Consider the following 20,549-nt stretch of genomic DNA (forward strand, 5'->3'; position numbering starts at 1 on the left):
ATCAATTGAACATATCACTCCAATCGCGATTAATAAGCGGTAGTACTTCGTTATTTGGTACAGGCTTACTAAATAAGTAACCTTGGAAATGGCTACATCCCCTTTCATTTAAAAAGGCGAGCTGATGTGAGCTTTCAACCCCTCTGCTACACATTCTTTACCTAAACTGTGTGCAAGGGCAAGTATTGATTGAATAATGGCTTCGTCATCAGAGTCAATTCCTATGTCTTGTACAAAGCTCTTATCAATTTTTAGTACGTCGATAGGAAAACGTTTTAGATAAGTCAATGAAGCATAACCAGTACCAAAATCATCCATATAAAGCTTGCAGCCCAAACTTTTAAGCTTCTCCATACTGTGCAATGCTTGTTTTGAATCACGCATAAGTATCGACTCGGTAATTTCAAATACAATCGCGTCTGACGGTATATTGGCATTACTTAGCGCTTTTCTGATCTCTGGCACCAACTCTATAAACTCAAAATCAAGTGCCGATAAATTTATTGATAAATAAAGCTTCGGCGATACCTTACGCCATTCTTTCAAATCCTCTAAAGCACGCGCCAATGTTTGCAGCATTATCTTTGTTATTAAACCAATACCTTCAGCCGCTAAAGAAAATTCTTGAGTTTGGATAAGATTATTTTCAGGCCAACGTAATAACACTTCAAACCCTTCTGTAATATAAGTTTTTGCGTTAACAATGGGTTGGTAATAATTACAAAATTCATGTTCTTGATAAGCTTTAGTAAGTTGTGACTCCAGGTGAAGTGTTTTCTGTACATGCTGATTCATTTCTTGTTTATAGAATTGATAGCTACTTTCAAGTGAATCTTTAGCATGGTAAAGCGCAATGTTAGCCGCTTTTAATAATGTAGCGCTTTCTTTTGCATCATCAGGAGATATAGCAACACCAATACTTAAATTAATATTAACGACCTGTCCGCTAACACTAATATTTTGGTTTACGCAATCCATTAGTTTTACGCATATAAGTAAAACCTCTTCTATTTTATGAACATCCTCTACGAGCGCAACAAATTCATCACCACTAAAACGTGCGACACTATCTGATGGGCGTAATGCACATTTTAATCTCTCTGCGACTTTTTTAATTAATTCATCACCCGCTTCGTGCCCTAAGGAATCATTAAAGTACTTAAAGCGCTTAATATTTATGTATAACAGTGCAACTTTACAGCTGTGCTTTTTTGCTTGTTCTAACGCATGCCCAACACGATCGTTAAACAACGTACGGTTTGGTAATCCCGTTAATACATCGTAATTAGCGAGCAAATGAAGTTCATTTTCAGCTGATTTTTGAGCGCTTATATCCGTTAATATAACAACATAACTATTTAATCGTTGCTCGTTATCGGCCACCGCACTTATTTTCACTAATACATAATGAGACTCACCATTTGCAAGCACTACAGTATCTTCGCAAGTGAAATGCTCGCCAACTAATAGTTTTTGTATAATCCGTAAATAGCCAAAACGATTGCTGCGTGAAATTCCTAAATTTAGAGAGCGACTAGAAAGCGACTCAGCAGAGAAGTTAAAGGCTGTTTGAAGTGATTTATTTGAGGCACGGATATTAAAGTTTTTATCGAGTATAAGCACCCAATCACGGGTTTGCTCAAATGCTGCGGTAAACAGCAATGCATGCTCTTCAAATACCATCTCACGGGTCATATTAGTGTAGGTCCCCGCCACTTTTTGCGGGTTTTTTTCGTCCCACTCTACAACTTTGCCAAAATCTTTATACCACCGCCAATAGCCTTTTGCGTGGCGCAGGCGGTAGGTACAGTTAAAGTAACCTTTATCAGTAGATAAAAATTCTAACCATTCTAAGCGAAATAATTGTTTATCTTGCGGGTGAATTTTAGCTAAATAATCATCCAAATTCACTGTTTCATTATCGTAGCCAAGTTCATTTTTTAACCGAGGCTGATAAATGGAGGGGTTACTTGACTGCCAATCCCATACCCCAGATTCACTGCCTTCTAACGCTATTTTTAAGCGGGCTTCACTTTCTTTGCTCTCTTTATTTGCTGCTAATAGAATCCGTTGAATTTTATTGCGTCGCATCACCCACATTGTTACAAATGCAACGAGTAACATTGCATATAGCACCATAAAATAAGGCGCTCGCCAAAGCGGGTATTTTACTCTTATTTTTAAAGTTGCAGGTGCTGTGTATTTGCCTGTAAGTGGATCTTTCGCCCACACTTTCAATTGGTAGTTACCCGGATTAAGTTTAGGGAATAAAACGCGATTATTATTGCGAGTATACGTTTTCTGGCCGTTGCCTAATTGATACTCATAAATAATACGCTCTTGATTACTAAATGCCATAGCAGAAAAAGCAACTTCAAGTCCTATGTCATCATGGTTCAGAATAACTTCATTTAGTGGCTGCTTTAAATCAAACGATAAATCACGCGACATCAAATTGACTCGTGTAATATTGACATGATCAATTAGCACCTGAGTATTTTTATTTTCCATTGGCTGGAAATAGGTGAGACCTTTTAAGCCACCATATGCAATACGGCCATCTTTTAGGCGTGCCATTGCGTTGCTATTAAATTCAGCCGAAAGCAGCCCTTCAGATACAGTAAATTGTTGAAAATGTAATGTTTTTGGGTTTAACCGCCAGATACCTTTGTGGCTACTCATCCAAATCATGCCGTCATCATCTAGCACCATGTCATAGAGTAAAGTGCCCAATTTATTTTTTTCCAAATCAATTGTATGTACTAGCTGATAAGTTAAAGCATCAAGTCCTATTAGGCCAAAATTAGACAATGATATCCATAAAATATTGTTGTTATCTATAACATACGACAACACACTAATAGCAACATTTTCATGCTGTTTGGGTACTTTATAAATCATTTTCAATGCAAAATTTTCAGGGGTTACTTGATATAAAATTCCCGCATTAAAAAACAATGGTGAATCGGGTTTACTAGAAAGTGGTGGTAAAAAACCATGGGCTAGGAAGGGTTGAAATTGTGCAAATTCACCACCTAAACGAGTCACTATTTGCGTATCAATGTTATAAATAAACACGCCATGATCTGAGTGCACATAATATAAATCGCCATTTGGCATAAGTGTAACACCATGCACCCAGCCTTTTATTTTATCTTGGTTAGCAGGATTTTTTGTTATTGGTTTACTAACATCATGTGTAATTGGATCAAAAACAAACAGCCCTCGGTTACTGTAAAGCCACAATTTATTTTTATAAGGCATTATTTCATAAACAGTAAATTCGGTTGTTAGTAAATCTACTTTATAGTCTTTTAAGTAGACCTTTCCTGTATTGGCTTTTAAATCGACCTCGGTTATGCCATTGTGCGTGGCTAACCATAACTTATCATTGTATTCGGTAATGCCCCACACCGAATGATGCGACAATCCATCACCACCTAATAAACTGCCATCAACATTACTAAAATTATAATTATCGTTTGATAAATAAAATGCGCCATCTGTTTTGGTCGCCACCCATGTGCCGCCTGATTTATCTTTTACCATATCAATAATACTAGTATCAGCAAGCGTATATTTACTTTGCGTTATACGCGTATTTTTAATCAATTCACCACTGGTTAAGTCAAACTTAAACAATCCTTTATCTGTAGCTAAATCTACTTTTCCATGGGCGTTAACAATTTGCCAAATATTTAAATCTGCCAACAAAGCCTTATTTTTAAATGGTAGGTCGGGGCGCTCAAACATCTCCGATAAATTAGTGATATCTACTTGATACAACCCCTTTACAGCACCAACGAGAAGTTGATTACTTTCGTCTAAAGCGAACGCCTTCACATTATTTTGGTAAATATGTTCAGGCTCGCCCTTTAAATGCTGTAGTGGACGTATTTGTTCCGTTGCGATATCAAGTACATAAGCACCGTGGCTAGTGCCAATAAAAATATAGCCATTGTAGTGAAAAAGCTCCCTAACTAAAGTGTTCTTATATTCATGTGAAAGCTCAAAAATAGAAGTTACTATGCCACTTTCAATGTCTAACTTTGCAAAGTCTCTACCTCGTCCAATCCACAGTGTTTTTTCATCAATCGCTAGCATGCTAAAAGCAGACTCGTTAATAATTTGTTCTTCGCTAGTGGGTTTTTCTAGAAATTGTTTGTATGAGTTAGTTGCAGGGTCGTACCTAAACAAGCCCGCAAGCAATGATGCAATCCAAATATGGCCTTGAGGGTCTTGGTAAATACGGTCAATAATAGCTTCTTCTAATTCGCCATTAGGGCCATTAATAGGAATAACCTGATAACCATCATAGCGATTCAATCCCGCTTCTGTCGAAAGCCATAAGTAACCGCTATTATCAATAAGCATAGTGTTAACGTAGCTCTGTGACAAACCTTCGTTTGGAGATAAACGCTTCACTTGTGCGCCTACTTGAGAGCTTAAAATAGCAGTAAAAGCTATTAAACTACATATGATCCAGTTAACACATCTGCTCATGCTTATTCCATATTATTTGATGCTATGGGTATTTTAAGGCGACTACATTGCGGTGTTTGTAAGTATCGAAAAGTACTTGTAAAGCAAGAGTATATGTTAACACTTGGTTAAAACCAATAGTACGGTATAAATCAACTAGTGTTTTGTAGGCAAAGGTATAAACAACTTTATTTTGCTTCTCTAGGAGTGTTGTTATTAATAGCTTTGCTAAACCTTTAGATCTATGCTGAGGAGCGACAAAAACGGTCGACAAAAATAAAAATTCGGCTTTATGTTGTAAGCGGCACGCAGCAACAATATCTGTTTTATTATAAATAACCCAAAGTTGATCTTGCTTATTAGCACGCCCCCTTACGCTGTATTGCTTATAAAATTTATTAACAAGTGGACTTTTAACTTGTTCTAATATTTCAACCTTATACATACCTAACTTAGCATCATTGACAAATACTGTTCAAATTGCTGTTTTAAAAACATTTGCTCAGCAATCGGACGGCTATGAATAGTGTTATACACTTGTTCACGCGTTTTTTTATTGCGTTTAATTTGATACGCCCAAAATGACGCTTCATAATCGAGCTGAATTTGGTATTTTTCTTCACGTGGTAACAGACATAAGTTAAAGCTCATAGTATTTCCTAATTCATTCCAATAAATTACCAGCTTAAATAGCAATAATGCTATAAACCAACCAATAAGGTGGCCATATTGCATTATACGCCGCGTATTTTATTTACTTCTGTAGTAATTTAAAATAGCAGCCACAACATTTTAGCATCTTATTATTGTTGATTAATTTATTTTTATCCCGCCGTATTTTAATACCAATCTGCTTATGTATGGGGTCTATTTAACGTTAAGAAAATTACGCTATAACTAGGCAAAAGTTTTTGTATCTAGTTGTTCTAAATAAAAAATTTTTAACGACGTTATAGTGCAATTTAATTCGTTAAATTGATCAAAGATTTATGCAGGTTGGTATAACAACCGTTTTGTGTGTTCCAAGAACACAATTGGCACATAGAAAAGCAAGCTTTAGATGGAATTAGTTATGGTATCGATTATAGATTAATAGTCGTAACAGTAGCTTTGTGGCCGTAAATAGTACTTTAGTGACTGGCTAATTAATCGAAGCTTTGGATAATAAATCTATCCCAAACAGCTATTTTCAGCGCTAAATTGTTCGAATTCTATGCAGTACTGGTATTATATGTGCCAAAAGGCAGATAAGAATTAAAAATCAAATCCTTGCTGTTTGGTTTTACTATTTAGCACTGAATTTTTTTGATCTTTTTGCAGGTAACGTTTGTAGCGTTGTTGACATAAACTAAGCACTTTCTTTTTTGGGTATTACTTAGTGAGTTCCAAGTAAAACGCTCATCGCGACTGCGGTAGCATCCCTTGCAATACCCTCTATTATTCACTAGACAAATACTTTTGCAAGGGCTTGGAATATCAAATATTTCAATTTGTTGCATTGTATTAATACCACTTAAGAAGGTCAGACTTTTAGTATAGCGTTTTTTTAAGCAAAAAAAAGTGACAAATAAACAGTCACTTTTCAAAGGTTATTAAACTCACCTGTGACCTTTCAGTATAAAGGTTCTATTTAGACGTAATTGAATCACGGCGCGAGGTCTGCAACCTCATGGGCAAAGTAAATACAGAGCAACAAAGAGTAAGTCGCCCAAGAGCGAGCTCAAAGGGCAGCGTATGTTTAATCTAAAAAGGTAAGCAGACCCCGCTTAGTGCTCACAACTTTTAATATTAATCTCACTCTTACGATGAAAAGGCTTAGCGTACATTGCAAGTACAAGCGGTTTAAGCTCTTCAGGTACATTAGCCATTCGCTGTTCGAAGGTGGCTGTATCTGGTGAGTCAATTACTGCTTTTTTACAGCCACCAGCAATATAATTTCCGGGGTGTAAATAAAATGAATCCACTATTTGCTGATCAATCGTTTTTGCCAACGCTTCTGCGCTATCACAATTGGATTCAATAGGCCGTCCAAACGCTAAATGAACATGTCCCTTGGCGGTACTAAAGCCTTCGACGATACTGGCAATATCTTCACCAGCAGACTTAATATATTCACCGTGGAGTTGCTTATGATATAACTCTTTAGCTTTAGAAATAGCACACGGCTCGTATTGATAAGATATAGAAACAGGGACTATTTTTAACTCTTTTATATAATCACCAAATTCTTTCTTTTGCTTGCGCCCATTAAGTTGCAGCATTTTTAGAAGCGCAGGATCCGTTTGATCAAATCCATCTTTCGCACGCCCCTCTTTTTGTGCAATCCAAATTGAATTACCACTCATCAACGAATCATAAATATAGGATGAAAGTTGAGTAAGTGCTTTTAACATTTCTTTAGGTGCTTTAGCTGAGCGCTTAACTATAAAGCTTTTATTTAAGCGCATAAGTTCAGTGATATAAGGTATTTGTAATAAATTATCGCCAATGGCAATACGCACTGTTTTCATTTTGTGTTGAAACAAACCCCAATTGACTAATGCTGGATCCAGTACTATGTCGCGATGGTTAGAGATAAATAAATAAGCTTGTTTAGGGTCTAATTCATCGAGACCTGAAAAAGTAACTTTTGACGTGGTGCGTTTTACTAGCTTATCAAGGTATTGTGCAACCTCGTTCTGTACGTCTTCAACAGTTTTTACCTGCCCCCATTTTTTACGCAGCTGGCTTCTTACCAGTGGACGTGTAATGAATGGTACAAACGATAAAAAACGCGGTAAGTTGTATTTTGCTATTACATCAATAAACGCATTATCGTTGATTAAACGCGTAAGCGAAGCCGCAACTTCATCGTCATTATATGGGCGTATATCTGTGTATTTGTCTTCTAATTCACTCATTACTACATCTATAATGTTAAAAAACGGCACGCCAAAGCGCACCGTTTATGTCTATGTTCGATTATAACTCAGCCAATCTAAAATGCGAAATAACCAATAAACGGCTTTTATTACTTAAGTGGATCATGCTCTTTACTTTACATAAAGTTCGACCATGAAACCTAGTATTAGTGCAACAAATTTAGCTAACCAATCCAGTAAAATACCATATTCTTAGACTGTTAGTGGGCTGACCACTACTACATAGCCCTCTAATCATTTGGTAGTAATACCATTAACAAAGCCTTTCTTTCGTAGTACCTTAAGCCCATATTTTAGATTTTTGATGGATCGTAAGCCTCTTTTTTACGATTTTAACTCTTTCAGATCCACTTATTTTAGGGCTCATAATGAACATTACTATTCTTGATAACGCTACATTAGCTAAAACATCTCTTACTTGTATTGAACAACTTGGTAAATTAACGACTTATGAACTTACTAGCCCAGAGCAAGTTATTGAACATTGCCAAGATGCTAATGTATTAATCACTAATAAAGCAGTTTTAAATCGCGACACGATTAGTCAACTGACTCAGCTTAAACTAATCTGCGTTAGCGCAACTGGTACTAATAATGTTGATTTAGAAGCCGCTAAAGAATTTGGTATTGCCGTAACTAATGTAGCTGGCTATTCAACACCTTCTGTTGTTCAACATACGTTTTCTTTAATTACTAATTTACTGGGTAACACACACCGCTATCAGGCGGATTGCCAGCAAGGCGTGTGGCAAAAAAGTGACATGTTTTGCATACTCGATTACAGCTTTAACGACCTACAAGGTAAAACATTTGCCATTATAGGCGGTGGTACGTTAGGCAAGGGTGTTGCGAAAGTGGCTGAGGCATTTGGCGCTAATGTTATTGTAGCAGAGCGTAAAGGGGTTAAATGTCGAGATGGTCGTACGCCTTTTGAAGACGCCGTTAAAACAGCAGATATAATCAGCGTACACTGCCCGCTAACAGATGAAACACGTGATTTAATTTCGCTTAATGAGCTTAAAATGATGAAGCCAAGTAGCATTATTATTAATACCGCACGTGGTGGCATTATTAACGAAGCCGACCTAGCTAAAGCACTTGAGCAAAACCTAATTGCAGGCGCAGGTGTTGATGTACTAACTAAAGAGCCTGCCGAGCTTTCAAATCCACTTGCTAATTACAAAGGCAATAATTTATTACTCACTCCACACATTGCATGGGCAAGTACTGAATCTATCGTACGCTTAATTAATGAAGTAAGTTTAAATATTACTGCATTTAATAATGGTGAATCACGTAACCGCTTGGTGTAGTGATTTTATTGTAGTAATCAAAAAAACTAAAAAATGGCTGTTTTTACTAACACATTTAATATTTTGCTAGATAAAAACAGCCAAGATAACTTAAGGCAATGATTAATAACAACTTATAATTATGGTATCCCCTTTGCTTTAATACAGCTAATAACAAATTAAAAACTTTATTAAGGTAAATAAAAATGAAAAAAATCACTTTTAGCTGCAGCTTTAATCACTCCATTTTTAACAGGCTGCGTTATTGCAGTGTCAGATGGCGAAACAGAAACACATTGGGCTGGTAAAAATTCATCTAGTTGGGAAACTAAGAATAAAAATAATCGTGAAGCCATTTCAGAGCTTGCAATGGATAGTAGCTATCAATCCGTGTTAACTAAATTAAAAACACCTGACTTCACTGAATTATTAAAAAAAGGTGATGATGTTTATCAAATACTGTTTTACGTAACGCATAGCGTTCATTCTGACGGAAAAACAACGAAAGATGAATGTACTCCACTGATATTTAAAAATGACAAATTAGTCGGTATGGGCGAAAGTGCTTTGGGAATGATAAATAATTAAAAAAACGTCACTACATTGTTATTGCCGCTTTTATTGATGGAACTTAGGTTAGGTTATTTGTAGGAGTGTGATACCAATCTGCTTATATATGGGGTCTATTTAACGTTAAGAAAATTACGCTAGAACTAGGCAAAAGTTTTTGTATTTAGGGCGTGTTGTTCTAAATAAAAAATTTTAACGACGTTATAGTGCAATTTAATTCGTTAAATTGATCAAAGATTTATGCAAGTTGGTATGGCATATACAAACCAACTTTTTCCTATTGTAAGTCCACTCAGCACGCTGGTGTTAGTTGTTATAAGATAAGAAGTAAAAGTAGTTTATTATACGCAATACAGGTCACTTAGGAGAACAAAGCTCAATTAGCGTGCAATAATTTGATTACGCCCAGCATCTTTCGCTGCATACAAACCTAAGTCAGCCTCTTCTAAAAGTGTTTGCTCAGCATACACTTTACCACTTTCAGTCGTTGCTACTCCGATACTAATAGTTATATGTTCAGCATTAAGTGACGCTTTATGTTCTATCTTCAGTGCGTTTACAGCATTTCGTAATGTGTTAGCAAATTGAATAGCCTCGTGTTTATTAACACCAGGTAACACGGCAGCAAATTCTTCTCCGCCATAACGAGCTACAAAATCACCACCGCGTTTACACTGAGCAACAAGTACTTGCGCCACTTTTTTTAAGCACTCATCACCGGCACGATGCCCATAACAATCGTTATAACGTTTAAAGTGATCTATATCCATCAGTAATACCGACAGGGGTGTGCTACCTCGTTTACTTCTGCGCCATTCACGAGATAAATTTTCATCAAGATAACGTCTATTAGGTATTTCTGTTAGGCCATCAATTGAAGCTAACATCTCAAGCAAGTCATTTTTTTGTTTAATGAGTAACTGATTACGTACTCTCACCCTGACAATTGAAGCACTAAATGGCTTAATTATATAATCCATAGCCCCCAGCTCTAAACCTTTAGATTCATCTTCATGGCTTTGATTAGCTGATATGAAAATAATGGGGATAGACTGTGTGATTGGGTTTTCTTTTAATTGCACAAGTACTTCGTAGCCATCAATACCTGGCATTACAACGTCGAGAATGATCAAATCAACCTGTGTTGTTTTCACAAAAGTCAGTGCTTTTTCACCGCTTTCAACTAAAAACACATCATGCTCACCTTTGAGTGTTTTTTCGAGCACTAAACGGTTAAGAGGATCGTCGTCAACAATTAATACCTTAGCTTTTTCGACATCCATTGCTCCCAAGCCTTTTATAAAAACAATTACCTGCTCTAGCTGCATAATAAGCTCTTTTAACGAAATTTCAACAGACTCATTGGTTGTCTTAAACTGATGTTCACATTGTTGTGCACAAAGTGATAACCGCTTGAAGCCTAAATTGCCTGCCACACCTTTTATACTATGCACTAAGCGTACCAAATCATTTCTATTGGTACTTCCTTCTATTTGGGTGAGCTGGGTTTGGCACAAATTAGCAAACTTATCAATCATGGTTTTGAGTAATGCCTCATCAAAACTGAACTGCGTTAATGCAAATGATTCTTCAAAAAAGCTAGGTTTGGAGAGCCCTAAGTCTGCAATTGCATCAATGAGTACGTCAGCCACTACAGGCTTTGTTAAGTGTTTATTCATACCGCATTTTAATGAGCGCTCAACATCAGCTGGTTCGCAATGAGCGGTTAATGCAAAAATAGGTAATTGCTTAGTGTCAAACTGTTGGCGAATTAAAGCTGTTGCTTGACAGCCGTCAATATGCGGCATTTGTACATCCATTAAAATTAAATCAGGCTTTAAAACGCGTAATAGTTCTATTCCCTCAACGGCACTCATAGCTGTAACAACATTAGCTTTAGCTTGATGCAACACACTGCTAATAATGTCTAAGTTTAATTGGTTGTCATCAATTGCTAACACTAATAATCCCGCTATACCCCTTTTATACACCTGTTCATTCGCTACTACTATTTCACTGTTTATATTAGGCTGCGAGGCAACATCCAAATTAAGCAAGCGTTGAGCAAGTGCTGATGCTTTAACATGTTGAACTGATAGCAGCTGACTTGTTGACAAATTTAATGTGTGTTGATGGTTGATGATAACCACTGAAATTGCTTTTGAAGATAATGAATCGTTGATTGCTTGCACACTTAGTAATTTAGGTAAATCATCAGCATCTATAATTAAGTTTTCAGTTTCGGTTAACTTTATGGGATATTCTAACGCTTCCTTTAGGTCAATACTTATTAACTTCGGTAAAGCGCCCACAACACGTTGTAGCTCATAGCTTTGCTCAGATATAACGGCTAATGCATTTGCTGGTAATACGCTACTTTTTGTTGTATCCACCTGTAACAAAATACTAAAATAAAACTCACAACCATGACCTTTCTCACTATTTAATGCAATTTCACCACCCATTAGTGATACCGCATGCTTAACAATAGCGAGTCCTAATCCAACGCCTTGGTGGATCCTTGTTGATGATTCATCGCCTTGCGTGAAAGCATCAAACAAACGCCTTTGATCAGCTTTATCAATCCCGCAGCCAGTATCAATTACACGAAAACAGATAAGCTGTTGTTCAATACTTACGCTTTGTACTAAATCCATTTTTAGTACAATAGAGCCCGAGCTTGTAAACTTAACCGCATTCGTTAGTAGATTACCTAAAATTTGCTGTAAGCGGATACTATCGCATATAAAAACAGGAGCAATTAAAGGGTCTACATCAATAATAAACTCAACATTTTTATTTTCACACAGCGGCGCCGTTAAGCTATCGCAAATATCAATTAGCTCTACAATATTAAATGGCGCTAACTTAAGTTCAGCTTGCGCACTTTCTACGCGTGCAAAATCCAGCATTCGGTTAAGCATCAATAATAAACTTTGCGCAGCGTGTTTAGCCTGGCCTGTTTGTTGTAGTTGCTTTTGGGTAAGCCCCTGATCTATTAACATATCAAGTAGGCCCAATACCGCGTTAAGTGGAGTGCGTATTTCATGGCTTAAATTAGCAATAAAACGGCTTTTAGCAAGGGTTGCTCGCTCAGCATCATGCTTAGCTTTAGTTAGTGCGCTTACATCCTGTAAATGAATAACATAATAAGAAGGATCACGTTTTTCATCCCACACAAGTGATACACTCAATTGTAACCAATTGGCTAATTTCCCTTGCGCTAAGGTTAAATGGTATACCTTTTTCTTGTCGTCGAGTAACTTTGCTAAAGTGATTTTTATTTCTTGCCATTGGCTGTCGTCAAAGAGCATTTTAAGCTGCTCTCCTACTAAAACAGGATGTTCTATAAATAATTTTCTGGTCGCTTTATTAACTTGTACAATCGTGTGCTCAAGCGACAGCAGCACAACGCTATTAGCAGCAAATTCAATCGCACTTCTAAATTTAGATTCTGAAGCTTTTAAAGCGTACAAAGTTTGTTGTTGCTCAGTTATATCTCGTCCTATTCCCATTGTACCCAACAAATGTTGATGCTCATTATAAAAAGGAGCTATGGTTAATTGATAGGACTTATTCTCTGTGTCTATTCGTTGTTGTACATCGTGACGGTTTTGTAAAACTTGCTTTTCTAAAACGCTAATTTGTTCATCATCATTGCTAATTTCCTCCATGCGTTTACCCACTAACGCTGTTTGCTCTTTACCTATATACGCTTCAAATGCCTTATTACACCCTAAAAACAAACCATCAATATTTTTAAAATAAATTAAATCGGGCACACTGTTAAGCATCGTGTTGAGTAATGCTAGGTGGCGTTCTTTTGCTTCATAGCTACGCTTTAGCTTTTCGGATTGCAGCTGCACTTGCTCATCAAGATCTTTATTAGCATTTTGCAGTGATTCCACCAGTTGCTTATTTTTAGCAAATACGCGTTTTACTTTCGAAAACCAAGGCTGCCAATTAAGAGGTATTTGATAATCTAATTGTTTATTTTGTTGTGTATCATTTTGCTCTAAATAGTGCATTAAATGCGTCATCGGTTTTATAAAAATACGCTGGCTTAACCAAAAAACACACCAAACATAATGCTTAAAAATAGTGTTAAAAATATAAATTCTAATAATACTTCGTAACGAATAGAGTTTACTAAATTTGATTTAGGTTCGTGAAATGCAGCATGAATAGGCAAATTGCCCATTGGTTGCATAAAATAATTAGTGTTACTGGTTAATATCGTCAGTTTATTCTCCGGACCTGCGATGCTTGGCCAATAGGTTTTTAGATCGATGGCTTCGTCAATTAGATTTTTTGAGCTGGCAATAATGTGATGGAACTGATTCATAAATACATATTCACCGTGGTTAGGTGATACTTTTTTAGCCAAGTAGACATTGCCTGCACATCGTAAATTAAAATAATGTAATCGCTTGAACCAAGTTCTCGCTGACGGCCTATAGCAAAATAAGCTTTACCATCTATATTAATTATTGGGCTTGATGAAAGATTATTTGGAGAAAACTCGGGTTTAAATTGCCCGTCTAAAATTTCGGTTAATAAAAAGCTTTTACTTTTATTACGCCTTGCCACATATGCAATACCACGCTCATCCACATAAGCGACTGCTGAAAGTGACTGCATCAGCGAAAGCGTCGTATTAAAAGAAGGGCCTAACGCGACTAATTGCTGCCACTGTAAAAGCTCACGAGTAGAAAGTGAAAAATCTCCTTTACCAACAATTTCAGTGCCTTGGTTTATAAAATGACGATAGTAGTAACCATCATACTGGCTAATACCTTCAAGAAGAGTGCTATTTAATTGATTATAAGGAGGCAGTTCGTACAATGTAAACATCGTAGTAAGTAAGTCACTTGCCGCTTGCATGCCATGACTTACTTGTGCAGATACATTGATAAAATCGGCTTCGCGCTTTTCAACAATGCGTTCAAGCTTAATATTATATAAATGTAAGCATAATAAAAGAGCTACAACTAATGGAACCAAAAGCGCAACAAATAAAGAACGATAATAATGTTTAAGAGGTAAAAAATTCAACGTACTGCCTGCGTTATGGCTCGAAAATCAATCGATAGACTATCGAGCCAATTTGTTAAGCGCAAGTTATAAATTTTCTTCTGCGAATGACGCTAAGCGACTACGTACAACCCCGTTAAGGTTTATCGTTGCACTGCCCTCAAAGTTTTTAAAACGCTCTACAATGTACGTTAAGCCCGATGTTACTGGCGTTAAATAGTTACTGTCTATTTGCGCCAAGTTACCCGTACAAATTAATTTAGTACCTTCGCCGCAGCGAGTAATAATCGTTTTAAGTTGAGATGCCGTTAAATTTTGGCTCTCATCTAAAATTACCACCGCATTTTGAATGCTACGCCCACGCATAAAGTTAACCGATTTAAACTGCACATTGGCTTTTTCCATAATGTAGTTTCGGCTTGATATCGGATTTTCGTCGCCTTTGTGCAATACCTCCAGCGTATCGGTAATGGCTGCAAGCCATGGCGCCATTTTCTCCTCTTCTGTGCCGGGTAAAAAACCAATGGACTCTGCTATTTCAGGGGTATTACGGGTGACTATTACTTTATCGTAAATACCTTTTTCGATGACCATTTCAAGGGCGCTGGCAAGCGCTAACAAGGTTTTACCACACCCCGCAGGGCCGGTTAAAATAACAAGTTCAATACTTGTATCGAGTAGTGCATCAAGCGCCATACCTTGATAAATGTTTTTAGGTTTAACGCCCCATGCTTGTTGATGCATTAAACGCTCAACGCCAATATCTTTTAGCGTTATGTGCTCGTCATCGTACGATTTAACACGTGCCGCAAACTGATCCCCTCCATCAAGTAAATATTCATTACAAAATACATCAGGTATTAAGTTTTTAGGCACATGATGAAACGTATCACGTCCGTGTTGCTCAGTATTACACTCCCCTACATGCTCCCAAAAATCCCCTTCAATTTTTTTATAACCACTAGTAAGCAGGCTTATATCGTCAATAAGTTGGTCGGTGCGGTAATCCTCAACATATTTAAGCCCGGCGCCTTTGGCTTTTAGGCGCATGTTTATGTCTTTTGTAACCAATATAACCTTTGAATCACTGTGCTGCTTTTGTAAGTACACGGCGCAATTAATAATACGATGGTCGTTTTCGTTACCTGGTAAACCAGAAATGGAGTCGGCAAATAAATGGTCGTTTACAATAATGAGGGTACCTGCAGAGCTCGCTTTTGCCTTTTTGTTACTCGGCAGCGCCACGCCTTGTAGCATTTGTTCGGGCGTTGCATTTTTAAGAACTTCATCTAATCCACGAATAGCGACGCGCGCATCACGACTTACGTCGTGTTTTCTGTCTTTTATGTGGTCAAGCTCTTCAAGCACCGTCATTGGGATAACAACGTCATGCTCTTGAAAAGACAAATAAGCGAGTGGTTCGTGAAGTAGTACGTTGGTATCTAGCACATACATTTTACTTTCAAGGTTCGAAGCTTTTTCCATAGCACTTTCCTTACGTTTTATGATTTTTATGCTATACCAAAATAACTAAGTAAAACGGGCAAAACTTAAACCTGCAATACCTAATTGCCAAGGCATAATGTAAGTTTAGTCTATTTGTCATAAAAGTCCGTTTTATTACAAACCATAATTAGTTTTAATTTATAAAAAAAGCAGCCATAAACAAGTTGTTTTAATAGTAATAATTAACACTTACAAAATTAATTAAAAGTGAGCCAAATAGCGCCTTGCAGTGGTGTTAGCTTACAGGTAACATAGCCGCCTTTTTCATCATAGACGAGACATACATGAATTTTTCCTTAGGTCAGCGTTGGATCAGTGATACAGAGTCAGATTTAGGATTAGGCACCGTTGTTGCCATTGAAGGCCGTCAGGTCAGCATATTATTTCCTGCCAGTGGTGAAAACCGTGTTTATTCTAGTGCAGAAGCACCTGTTACCCGTGTGGCATTTAATCCTGGCGATGTGATCAAAAGCGTTGAAGAATGGGAATTAGAAGTAGAGTCTATTGAAGTACAAGGCGAGTTACTTTGTTATCACGGCACCCGTGTTGATAATGGCGAAACGGCTAAACTTAAAGAAACCTTTTTAGATCATTTTATTAAGTTTAATAAACCACAAGATCGTTTATTTGCAGGCCAAGTAGATCGTTTTGATCGCTACACACTTCGCTACCAAACGTGGTTACATAAATTTGAACGTGAGCAATCGCCTATTAAAGGCTTAATTGGTCAGCGTGCTAATCTTATTCCGCACCAGCTTTATATTGCCCAAGAAGTGGGTAAACGTTTTGCCCCACGCGTACTTTTATCAGATGAAGTAGGCCTTGGTAAAACAATTGAAGCGGGCATGATACTACATCAACAAATTATTAGTGGCCGTGCAAGCCGCGTACTTATTGTTGTACCAGAAAATCTACAGCACCAATGGTTAGTAGAAATGCTACGCCGCTTTAACTTACGTTTTTCTATTTTTGATGAAGAGCGCTGCGACGAAGCGTTTGCAGATTCTCCAAACGTATTTGATACAGAGCAACTAGTACTTACCAGCCTTGAGTTTTTAACCAAGAAAAAACGTTGGTTTGAACAAGCAACACTTGCTGATTGGGATCTTTTAGTAATAGATGAAGCCCATCATCTAAGCATCAATAACGGCAAGCCAAGCTCAGAGTACCAACGTATGGCAGAGCTTAGCCAAGATATTCCGGGCCTTATTTTACTTACAGCAACGCCTGATCAACTTGGTCACAGCAGTCACTTTGCACGTTTGCAGTTACTCGATCCGGATCGTTTTTACGACTACGACGTGTTTAAAGAAGAAGAAGCAAATTATAAAGACGTAGCGCAAGCGGCAAATCAATTACTGCAAGAGCAAGCTCTGGACGACGCAGCCAAAGCCACGCTAATTGAGTTATTAAAAGAAACCGACATTACTGATATTCTTGAAAAAGCACAGCAAGGTGATTTACCAGCGCGTAAAGAAATACTTAACATGCTACTCGATCGCCACGGCACAGGTCGTATATTATTCAGAAATAGCCGCAGCGGCATTGACGGCTACCCAAGCCGTAAATTACACGCCTACCCAATGGCACTGCCAAAACAGTATAAAACGGCTATGTCGGTTCTTGGTAACATGGGCGGCATTCAAAACCCTGAACTAAGTGCACACCGTGCTCTGTTTCCTGAAAAAATATTCCAAGAGTTTGAAGGCGAAAGCGCAAGCTGGGGTCTGTTTGACCCACGTGTAGATTGGTTAATCGACACCCTTAAAACACTTAAGCGCGAAAAAGTACTGCTTATATGTGCTAAAGCTGAAACAGCTATCAGCCTTGAGCAAATACTGCGTGAACGTGAAGCTATTAAAGCGTCGGTATTTCACGAAGGCATGTCGATTATTGAGCGTGACCGCGCTGCTGCATTTTTTGCAGACGAGTACGATAATGCACAAATATTACTGTGTTCAGAAATTGGCTCAGAAGGTCGTAATTTCCAGTTCTCGCATCACTTAGTACTGTTTGATTTACCACTGAACCCAGATTTACTAGAGCAACGTATTGGTCGATTAGACCGTATAGGTCAAACGCAAGATGTGAACATTCATGTGCCATATTTTGAAAACACCGCTCAAGAAGTACTGCTACGTTGGTATAACGAAGGTCTAGATGCATTCGAATCTACATCAACAACGGGTCAAATGCTTTATAAAGAGTTCCGTGATGACTTACTTGAATATATTTCTGCGCATAACTGCGATGAAGACGAACTCGATCCATTACTTGAGCAAGTAGCACAACAAAATGCGGTACTGCGTAAAAAAATGGAAAGCGGACGAGATCGTTTACTAGAGCTACATTCATCGGGTCAAGGTGCTGCCGACTCGCTTGTGACTGATATCGAAAAACTCGATAACCAGTTTGAATTGCCAAGCTACATGATCAACGTGTTTGACACATTTGGCGTAAGCCAAGAAGATAAAGGCGAAAACACCATTATCTTAAAGCCAACTGAGCATATGTTAAGTGCCTCATTCCCATCGCTTAAAGACGATGGCATGACGGTTACGTTTGATCGCGACACGGCACTTTCGCAAGAAGACGTACACTTTATCAGCTGGGATCACCCTATGGTGCAAGGCACTATGGATATGATTTGTGACGATGACTTTGGTAGCGCATCAGTTGCACTGCTTAAAAACAAAAAATTACCGCCTGGCACCTTTTTTGTTGAGCTTATTTTTGTTGCAGAAGCAATGGCACCAAAAGTATTACAAGTTGGTCGCTTTTTACCACCTACACCAATTCGTATATTGCTCGATAAAGCAGGTAATAACTTAGGTGAGAATGTGGCATTTGAAGGCTTTAATCAGCAGCTATCAGCCGTTGGCCGCCAAACAGCAAGTAAGCTTGCCGGTGCACTACAAAGCGCTGTTCACCCAATGATCACTACCGCTAAAGATATGGCACAAGAAAAACTTGAAGTTATTCGCGCAGCGTCGCTTGTTAAAATGCAAACGTCACTCAGTGAAGAGCAAGAGCGACTTGTTGCACTTAAGCAAATTAACCCAAATATTCGCCAAGAAGAAATAACGTTTTACGATAAGCAACGCAACGACCTAACTACGTATATTGAAAAAACGCAGTTACAACTTGATGCCATTCGACTAATAGTGGTTTCGCATTAAGGTTTAAGCTTTCAATATAAAGCTATACGTCGTTAGTAATACATTGCTAGTGAGTATAAACTAAAGAAAAGCGCGGTATTGATACCGCGCTTTTTTTCATAAAAATACATCTAAAACACAGTAACTATTCCGTCACTAGACTCACAATCTATATTAACTAGAAGCTAATACCTCCAATATTTTCGCTTATGTTCACGTCGAGATATTGCATTGCATCATGTAAATTTAAAATCAATTGCTTGACTGATTTTGCAAGTTTTTGGATATCATCCCTTGAAATATAATGAGCTTTTCCATCTTTTGTCTTTCCACTTCGATGAACACAATCATGCCGATAAGTATTGCAGTCTCAAAATATCTCCTTTCATTTACTATCAGCTTTTGAAGATCAATATCTAATACATTCATATATATTTTAGTAACTACGCCGAGATTATGATAAAGAATTTCTGATAATCTACTGGTAACTATATCTTCTAATAAATTAGGGTTTTGAATAATAAGTTTAAGAGAGTACGTCTCATTTTTAAGCTTTTCCGAAGTAAGAATGAACTTTTTATATACTCATCTGAACTGAGTACATGGCACCTTAATGCATCACCAAAGTAAGTCTCCAACGTAATGATACATTGAGTATAAAACAGTCTATTAAAATAAGTATTATTGACATAGTTTTCTGATAAAAGATGATAGGTTAATTGCTCTAAGTTAAATACGGCACTTTTAAATACAGCTTGATACTCACTTTCTCCTTCTCCTAGCTTATAGCCATCATTTAGGTGATAATCAAAATTTAAAGAGTTAGGATCTTTACTTACATGCACCTGAAAAGGATTGTCACAGTTAGTGCAATTAAGGATTTCTAATTGGTGCTCAACCTCCCCGTCAATAGCAAGAGGTAAGTCATTATTAGAATCGGGCTCATGACTATTTAATTGACCACATCGACTGCAATAAAACTCTATATTTCCATACATGAAACCTCCTTTGCTTGGTATCCAGATTAAATTTTCACAACCACTCTTGTGTATTTTGTCCACCCAAAATAGCCATAATTTCTACATTTTCTTCGGTAACCCTGTAATAAATACTGTCTGAACCACAGACTGCTCGCCGATAACCCTTACGTATATGCTCAACTGATTGGTAGAAATAAGGGTTTGCTGCTAGTTTTTCAAACATAGTAAAAAAAGCATAAAAATAATTATCTGCTTGCTGTTGTGAATATTCATCACAGCCGTACTGGTAAATGCGACGTAAATCTTCTTTAGCATCGTTTGAAAGCTTGTATGTACGCATTACTTCGTGCTTGATTTGAATTCTGCTAGCATTTCATCTGCAGATTGAGTGCTAAAGCCACTTTGCTCAGACTTTGCAAGCTTACTATTTATTACCTCAGCTCTTCGAGCACGCCTGATCAGGTCGTTTACCAGTTCACTTTTATTTGCGTAATCACCCACGTTTTCAACGTGATTACGCAGCCATAAATCATTTTGCTCAGTAAGCGAAATACTTTGTCTAGCCATAACATTAAACCTTGCTTGCAATAGTTGGTGTAATTTTAC

At 37.5% G+C, this 20,549-nt stretch carries 11 protein-coding genes and 3 pseudogenes; 3 read left to right on the forward strand and 11 right to left on the reverse strand.

The window, feature by feature from the left end:
• Window position 1: 1 nt before the first annotated feature.
• From P4S71_RS05995 to P4S71_RS06015, 5 genes and pseudogenes are all read right to left on the reverse strand, one after another.
• Window positions 2-4,503: pseudogene (locus P4S71_RS05995) on the reverse strand (EAL domain-containing protein).
• Between the two features lie 22 nt (window positions 4,504-4,525).
• Window positions 4,526-4,927, reverse strand: a complete 402-nt coding sequence (locus P4S71_RS06000; RefSeq protein WP_007376535.1) for a GNAT family N-acetyltransferase — start codon at window positions 4,925-4,927, stop codon at window positions 4,526-4,528.
• Window positions 4,928-4,929: 2 nt separating this feature from the next.
• Window positions 4,930-5,133, reverse strand: coding sequence for a DUF3283 family protein (locus P4S71_RS06005; RefSeq protein WP_008136617.1), 204 nt, complete (start codon window positions 5,131-5,133; stop codon window positions 4,930-4,932).
• A gap of 603 nt (window positions 5,134-5,736) precedes the next feature.
• Window positions 5,737-5,981: pseudogene (locus P4S71_RS06010) on the reverse strand (DUF1289 domain-containing protein).
• 267 nt (window positions 5,982-6,248) lie between these two features.
• The gene (locus P4S71_RS06015; RefSeq protein WP_033028361.1) at window positions 6,249-7,382 is read right to left on the reverse strand and encodes a 1-acyl-sn-glycerol-3-phosphate acyltransferase; all 1,134 of its coding nucleotides are present in this window, start codon (window positions 7,380-7,382) and stop codon (window positions 6,249-6,251) included.
• A gap of 389 nt (window positions 7,383-7,771) precedes the next feature.
• Here P4S71_RS06015 and P4S71_RS06020 point away from each other — a divergent pair, with 389 nt between their 5' ends.
• The gene (locus tag P4S71_RS06020; RefSeq protein WP_337150284.1) at window positions 7,772-8,716 is read left to right on the forward strand and encodes a D-2-hydroxyacid dehydrogenase; all 945 of its coding nucleotides are present in this window, start codon (window positions 7,772-7,774) and stop codon (window positions 8,714-8,716) included.
• Window positions 8,717-8,932: 216 nt separating this feature from the next.
• Window positions 8,933-9,283 carry a DUF3192 domain-containing protein gene (locus P4S71_RS06025; protein WP_337151599.1) on the forward strand — a complete coding sequence of 117 codons (351 nt, stop codon included), beginning with the start codon at window positions 8,933-8,935 and terminating at the stop codon, window positions 9,281-9,283.
• 362 nt (window positions 9,284-9,645) lie between these two features.
• On the opposite strand, the gene P4S71_RS06030 is transcribed toward P4S71_RS06025, so the two are convergent.
• The 3 genes and pseudogenes from P4S71_RS06030 to P4S71_RS06040 form a co-directional block, all read right to left on the reverse strand.
• Window positions 9,646-10,548 carry a diguanylate cyclase gene (locus tag P4S71_RS06030; RefSeq protein WP_337120722.1) on the reverse strand — a complete coding sequence of 301 codons (903 nt, stop codon included), beginning with the start codon at window positions 10,546-10,548 and terminating at the stop codon, window positions 9,646-9,648.
• Window positions 10,531-14,320, reverse strand: a pseudogene (locus P4S71_RS06035) (ATP-binding protein); the annotation flags it as partial. The pseudogene P4S71_RS06035 and the gene P4S71_RS06030, both read right to left, overlap by 18 nt.
• A 66-nt stretch (window positions 14,321-14,386) precedes the next feature.
• On the reverse strand, window positions 14,387-15,784 hold the full coding sequence (locus tag P4S71_RS06040; protein ID WP_008136608.1) for a PhoH family protein: 1,398 nt from the start codon (window positions 15,782-15,784) through the stop codon (window positions 14,387-14,389).
• A gap of 305 nt (window positions 15,785-16,089) precedes the next feature.
• Here P4S71_RS06040 and rapA point away from each other — a divergent pair, with 305 nt between their 5' ends.
• Complete coding sequence (rapA, locus tag P4S71_RS06045) at window positions 16,090-18,984, forward strand: RNA polymerase-associated protein RapA (protein ID WP_337150285.1); 2,895 nt, start codon at window positions 16,090-16,092, stop codon at window positions 18,982-18,984.
• Between the two features lie 476 nt (window positions 18,985-19,460).
• On the opposite strand, the gene P4S71_RS06050 is transcribed toward rapA, so the two are convergent.
• From P4S71_RS06050 to P4S71_RS06060, 3 genes are read right to left on the reverse strand one after another with little or no spacing between them, the layout of a single operon-like run.
• Window positions 19,461-19,961 (reverse strand): hypothetical protein, encoded by a 501-nt coding sequence (locus P4S71_RS06050; RefSeq protein WP_337150286.1) that lies wholly within the window; start codon window positions 19,959-19,961, stop codon window positions 19,461-19,463.
• Between the two features lie 34 nt (window positions 19,962-19,995).
• Complete coding sequence (locus P4S71_RS06055; RefSeq protein WP_008136603.1) at window positions 19,996-20,283, reverse strand: type II toxin-antitoxin system RelE/ParE family toxin; 288 nt, start codon at window positions 20,281-20,283, stop codon at window positions 19,996-19,998.
• A complete protein-coding gene (locus P4S71_RS06060) occupies window positions 20,283-20,510 on the reverse strand; it encodes a ribbon-helix-helix domain-containing protein (RefSeq protein WP_033038999.1) in 228 nt (75 codons plus the stop codon). The genes P4S71_RS06055 and P4S71_RS06060 overlap by 1 nt, the downstream gene beginning before the upstream one ends.
• Window positions 20,511-20,549 lie beyond the last annotated feature (39 nt).

Origin of the sequence: Pseudoalteromonas sp. B62, assembly GCF_037162565.1 — a bacterium.
Taxonomy (GTDB): Bacteria; Pseudomonadota; Gammaproteobacteria; order Enterobacterales; family Alteromonadaceae; genus Pseudoalteromonas; species Pseudoalteromonas fuliginea.

What these genes read in the sequence shown, in the direction of transcription:
- P4S71_RS06000 (WP_007376535.1), bottom strand. Translation starts at nt 4,927, where the DNA reads ATGTATAAGGTTGAAATATTAGAACAAGTTAAAAGTCCACTTGTTAAT.
- P4S71_RS06005 (WP_008136617.1), bottom strand. Translation starts at nt 5,133, where the DNA reads ATGAGCTTTAACTTATGTCTGTTACCACGTGAAGAAAAATACCAAATT.
- P4S71_RS06015 (WP_033028361.1), bottom strand. Translation starts at nt 7,382, where the DNA reads ATGAGTGAATTAGAAGACAAATACACAGATATACGCCCATATAATGAC.
- P4S71_RS06020 (WP_337150284.1), top strand. Translation starts at nt 7,772, where the DNA reads ATGAACATTACTATTCTTGATAACGCTACATTAGCTAAAACATCTCTT.
- P4S71_RS06030 (WP_337120722.1), bottom strand. Translation starts at nt 10,548, where the DNA reads ATGGATGTCGAAAAAGCTAAGGTATTAATTGTTGACGACGATCCTCTT.
- P4S71_RS06040 (WP_008136608.1), bottom strand. Translation starts at nt 15,784, where the DNA reads ATGGAAAAAGCTTCGAACCTTGAAAGTAAAATGTATGTGCTAGATACC.
- rapA (WP_337150285.1), top strand. Translation starts at nt 16,090, where the DNA reads ATGAATTTTTCCTTAGGTCAGCGTTGGATCAGTGATACAGAGTCAGAT.
- P4S71_RS06050 (WP_337150286.1), bottom strand. Translation starts at nt 19,961, where the DNA reads ATGTATGGAAATATAGAGTTTTATTGCAGTCGATGTGGTCAATTAAAT.
- P4S71_RS06055 (WP_008136603.1), bottom strand. Translation starts at nt 20,283, where the DNA reads ATGCGTACATACAAGCTTTCAAACGATGCTAAAGAAGATTTACGTCGC.
- P4S71_RS06060 (WP_033038999.1), bottom strand. Translation starts at nt 20,510, where the DNA reads ATGGCTAGACAAAGTATTTCGCTTACTGAGCAAAATGATTTATGGCTG.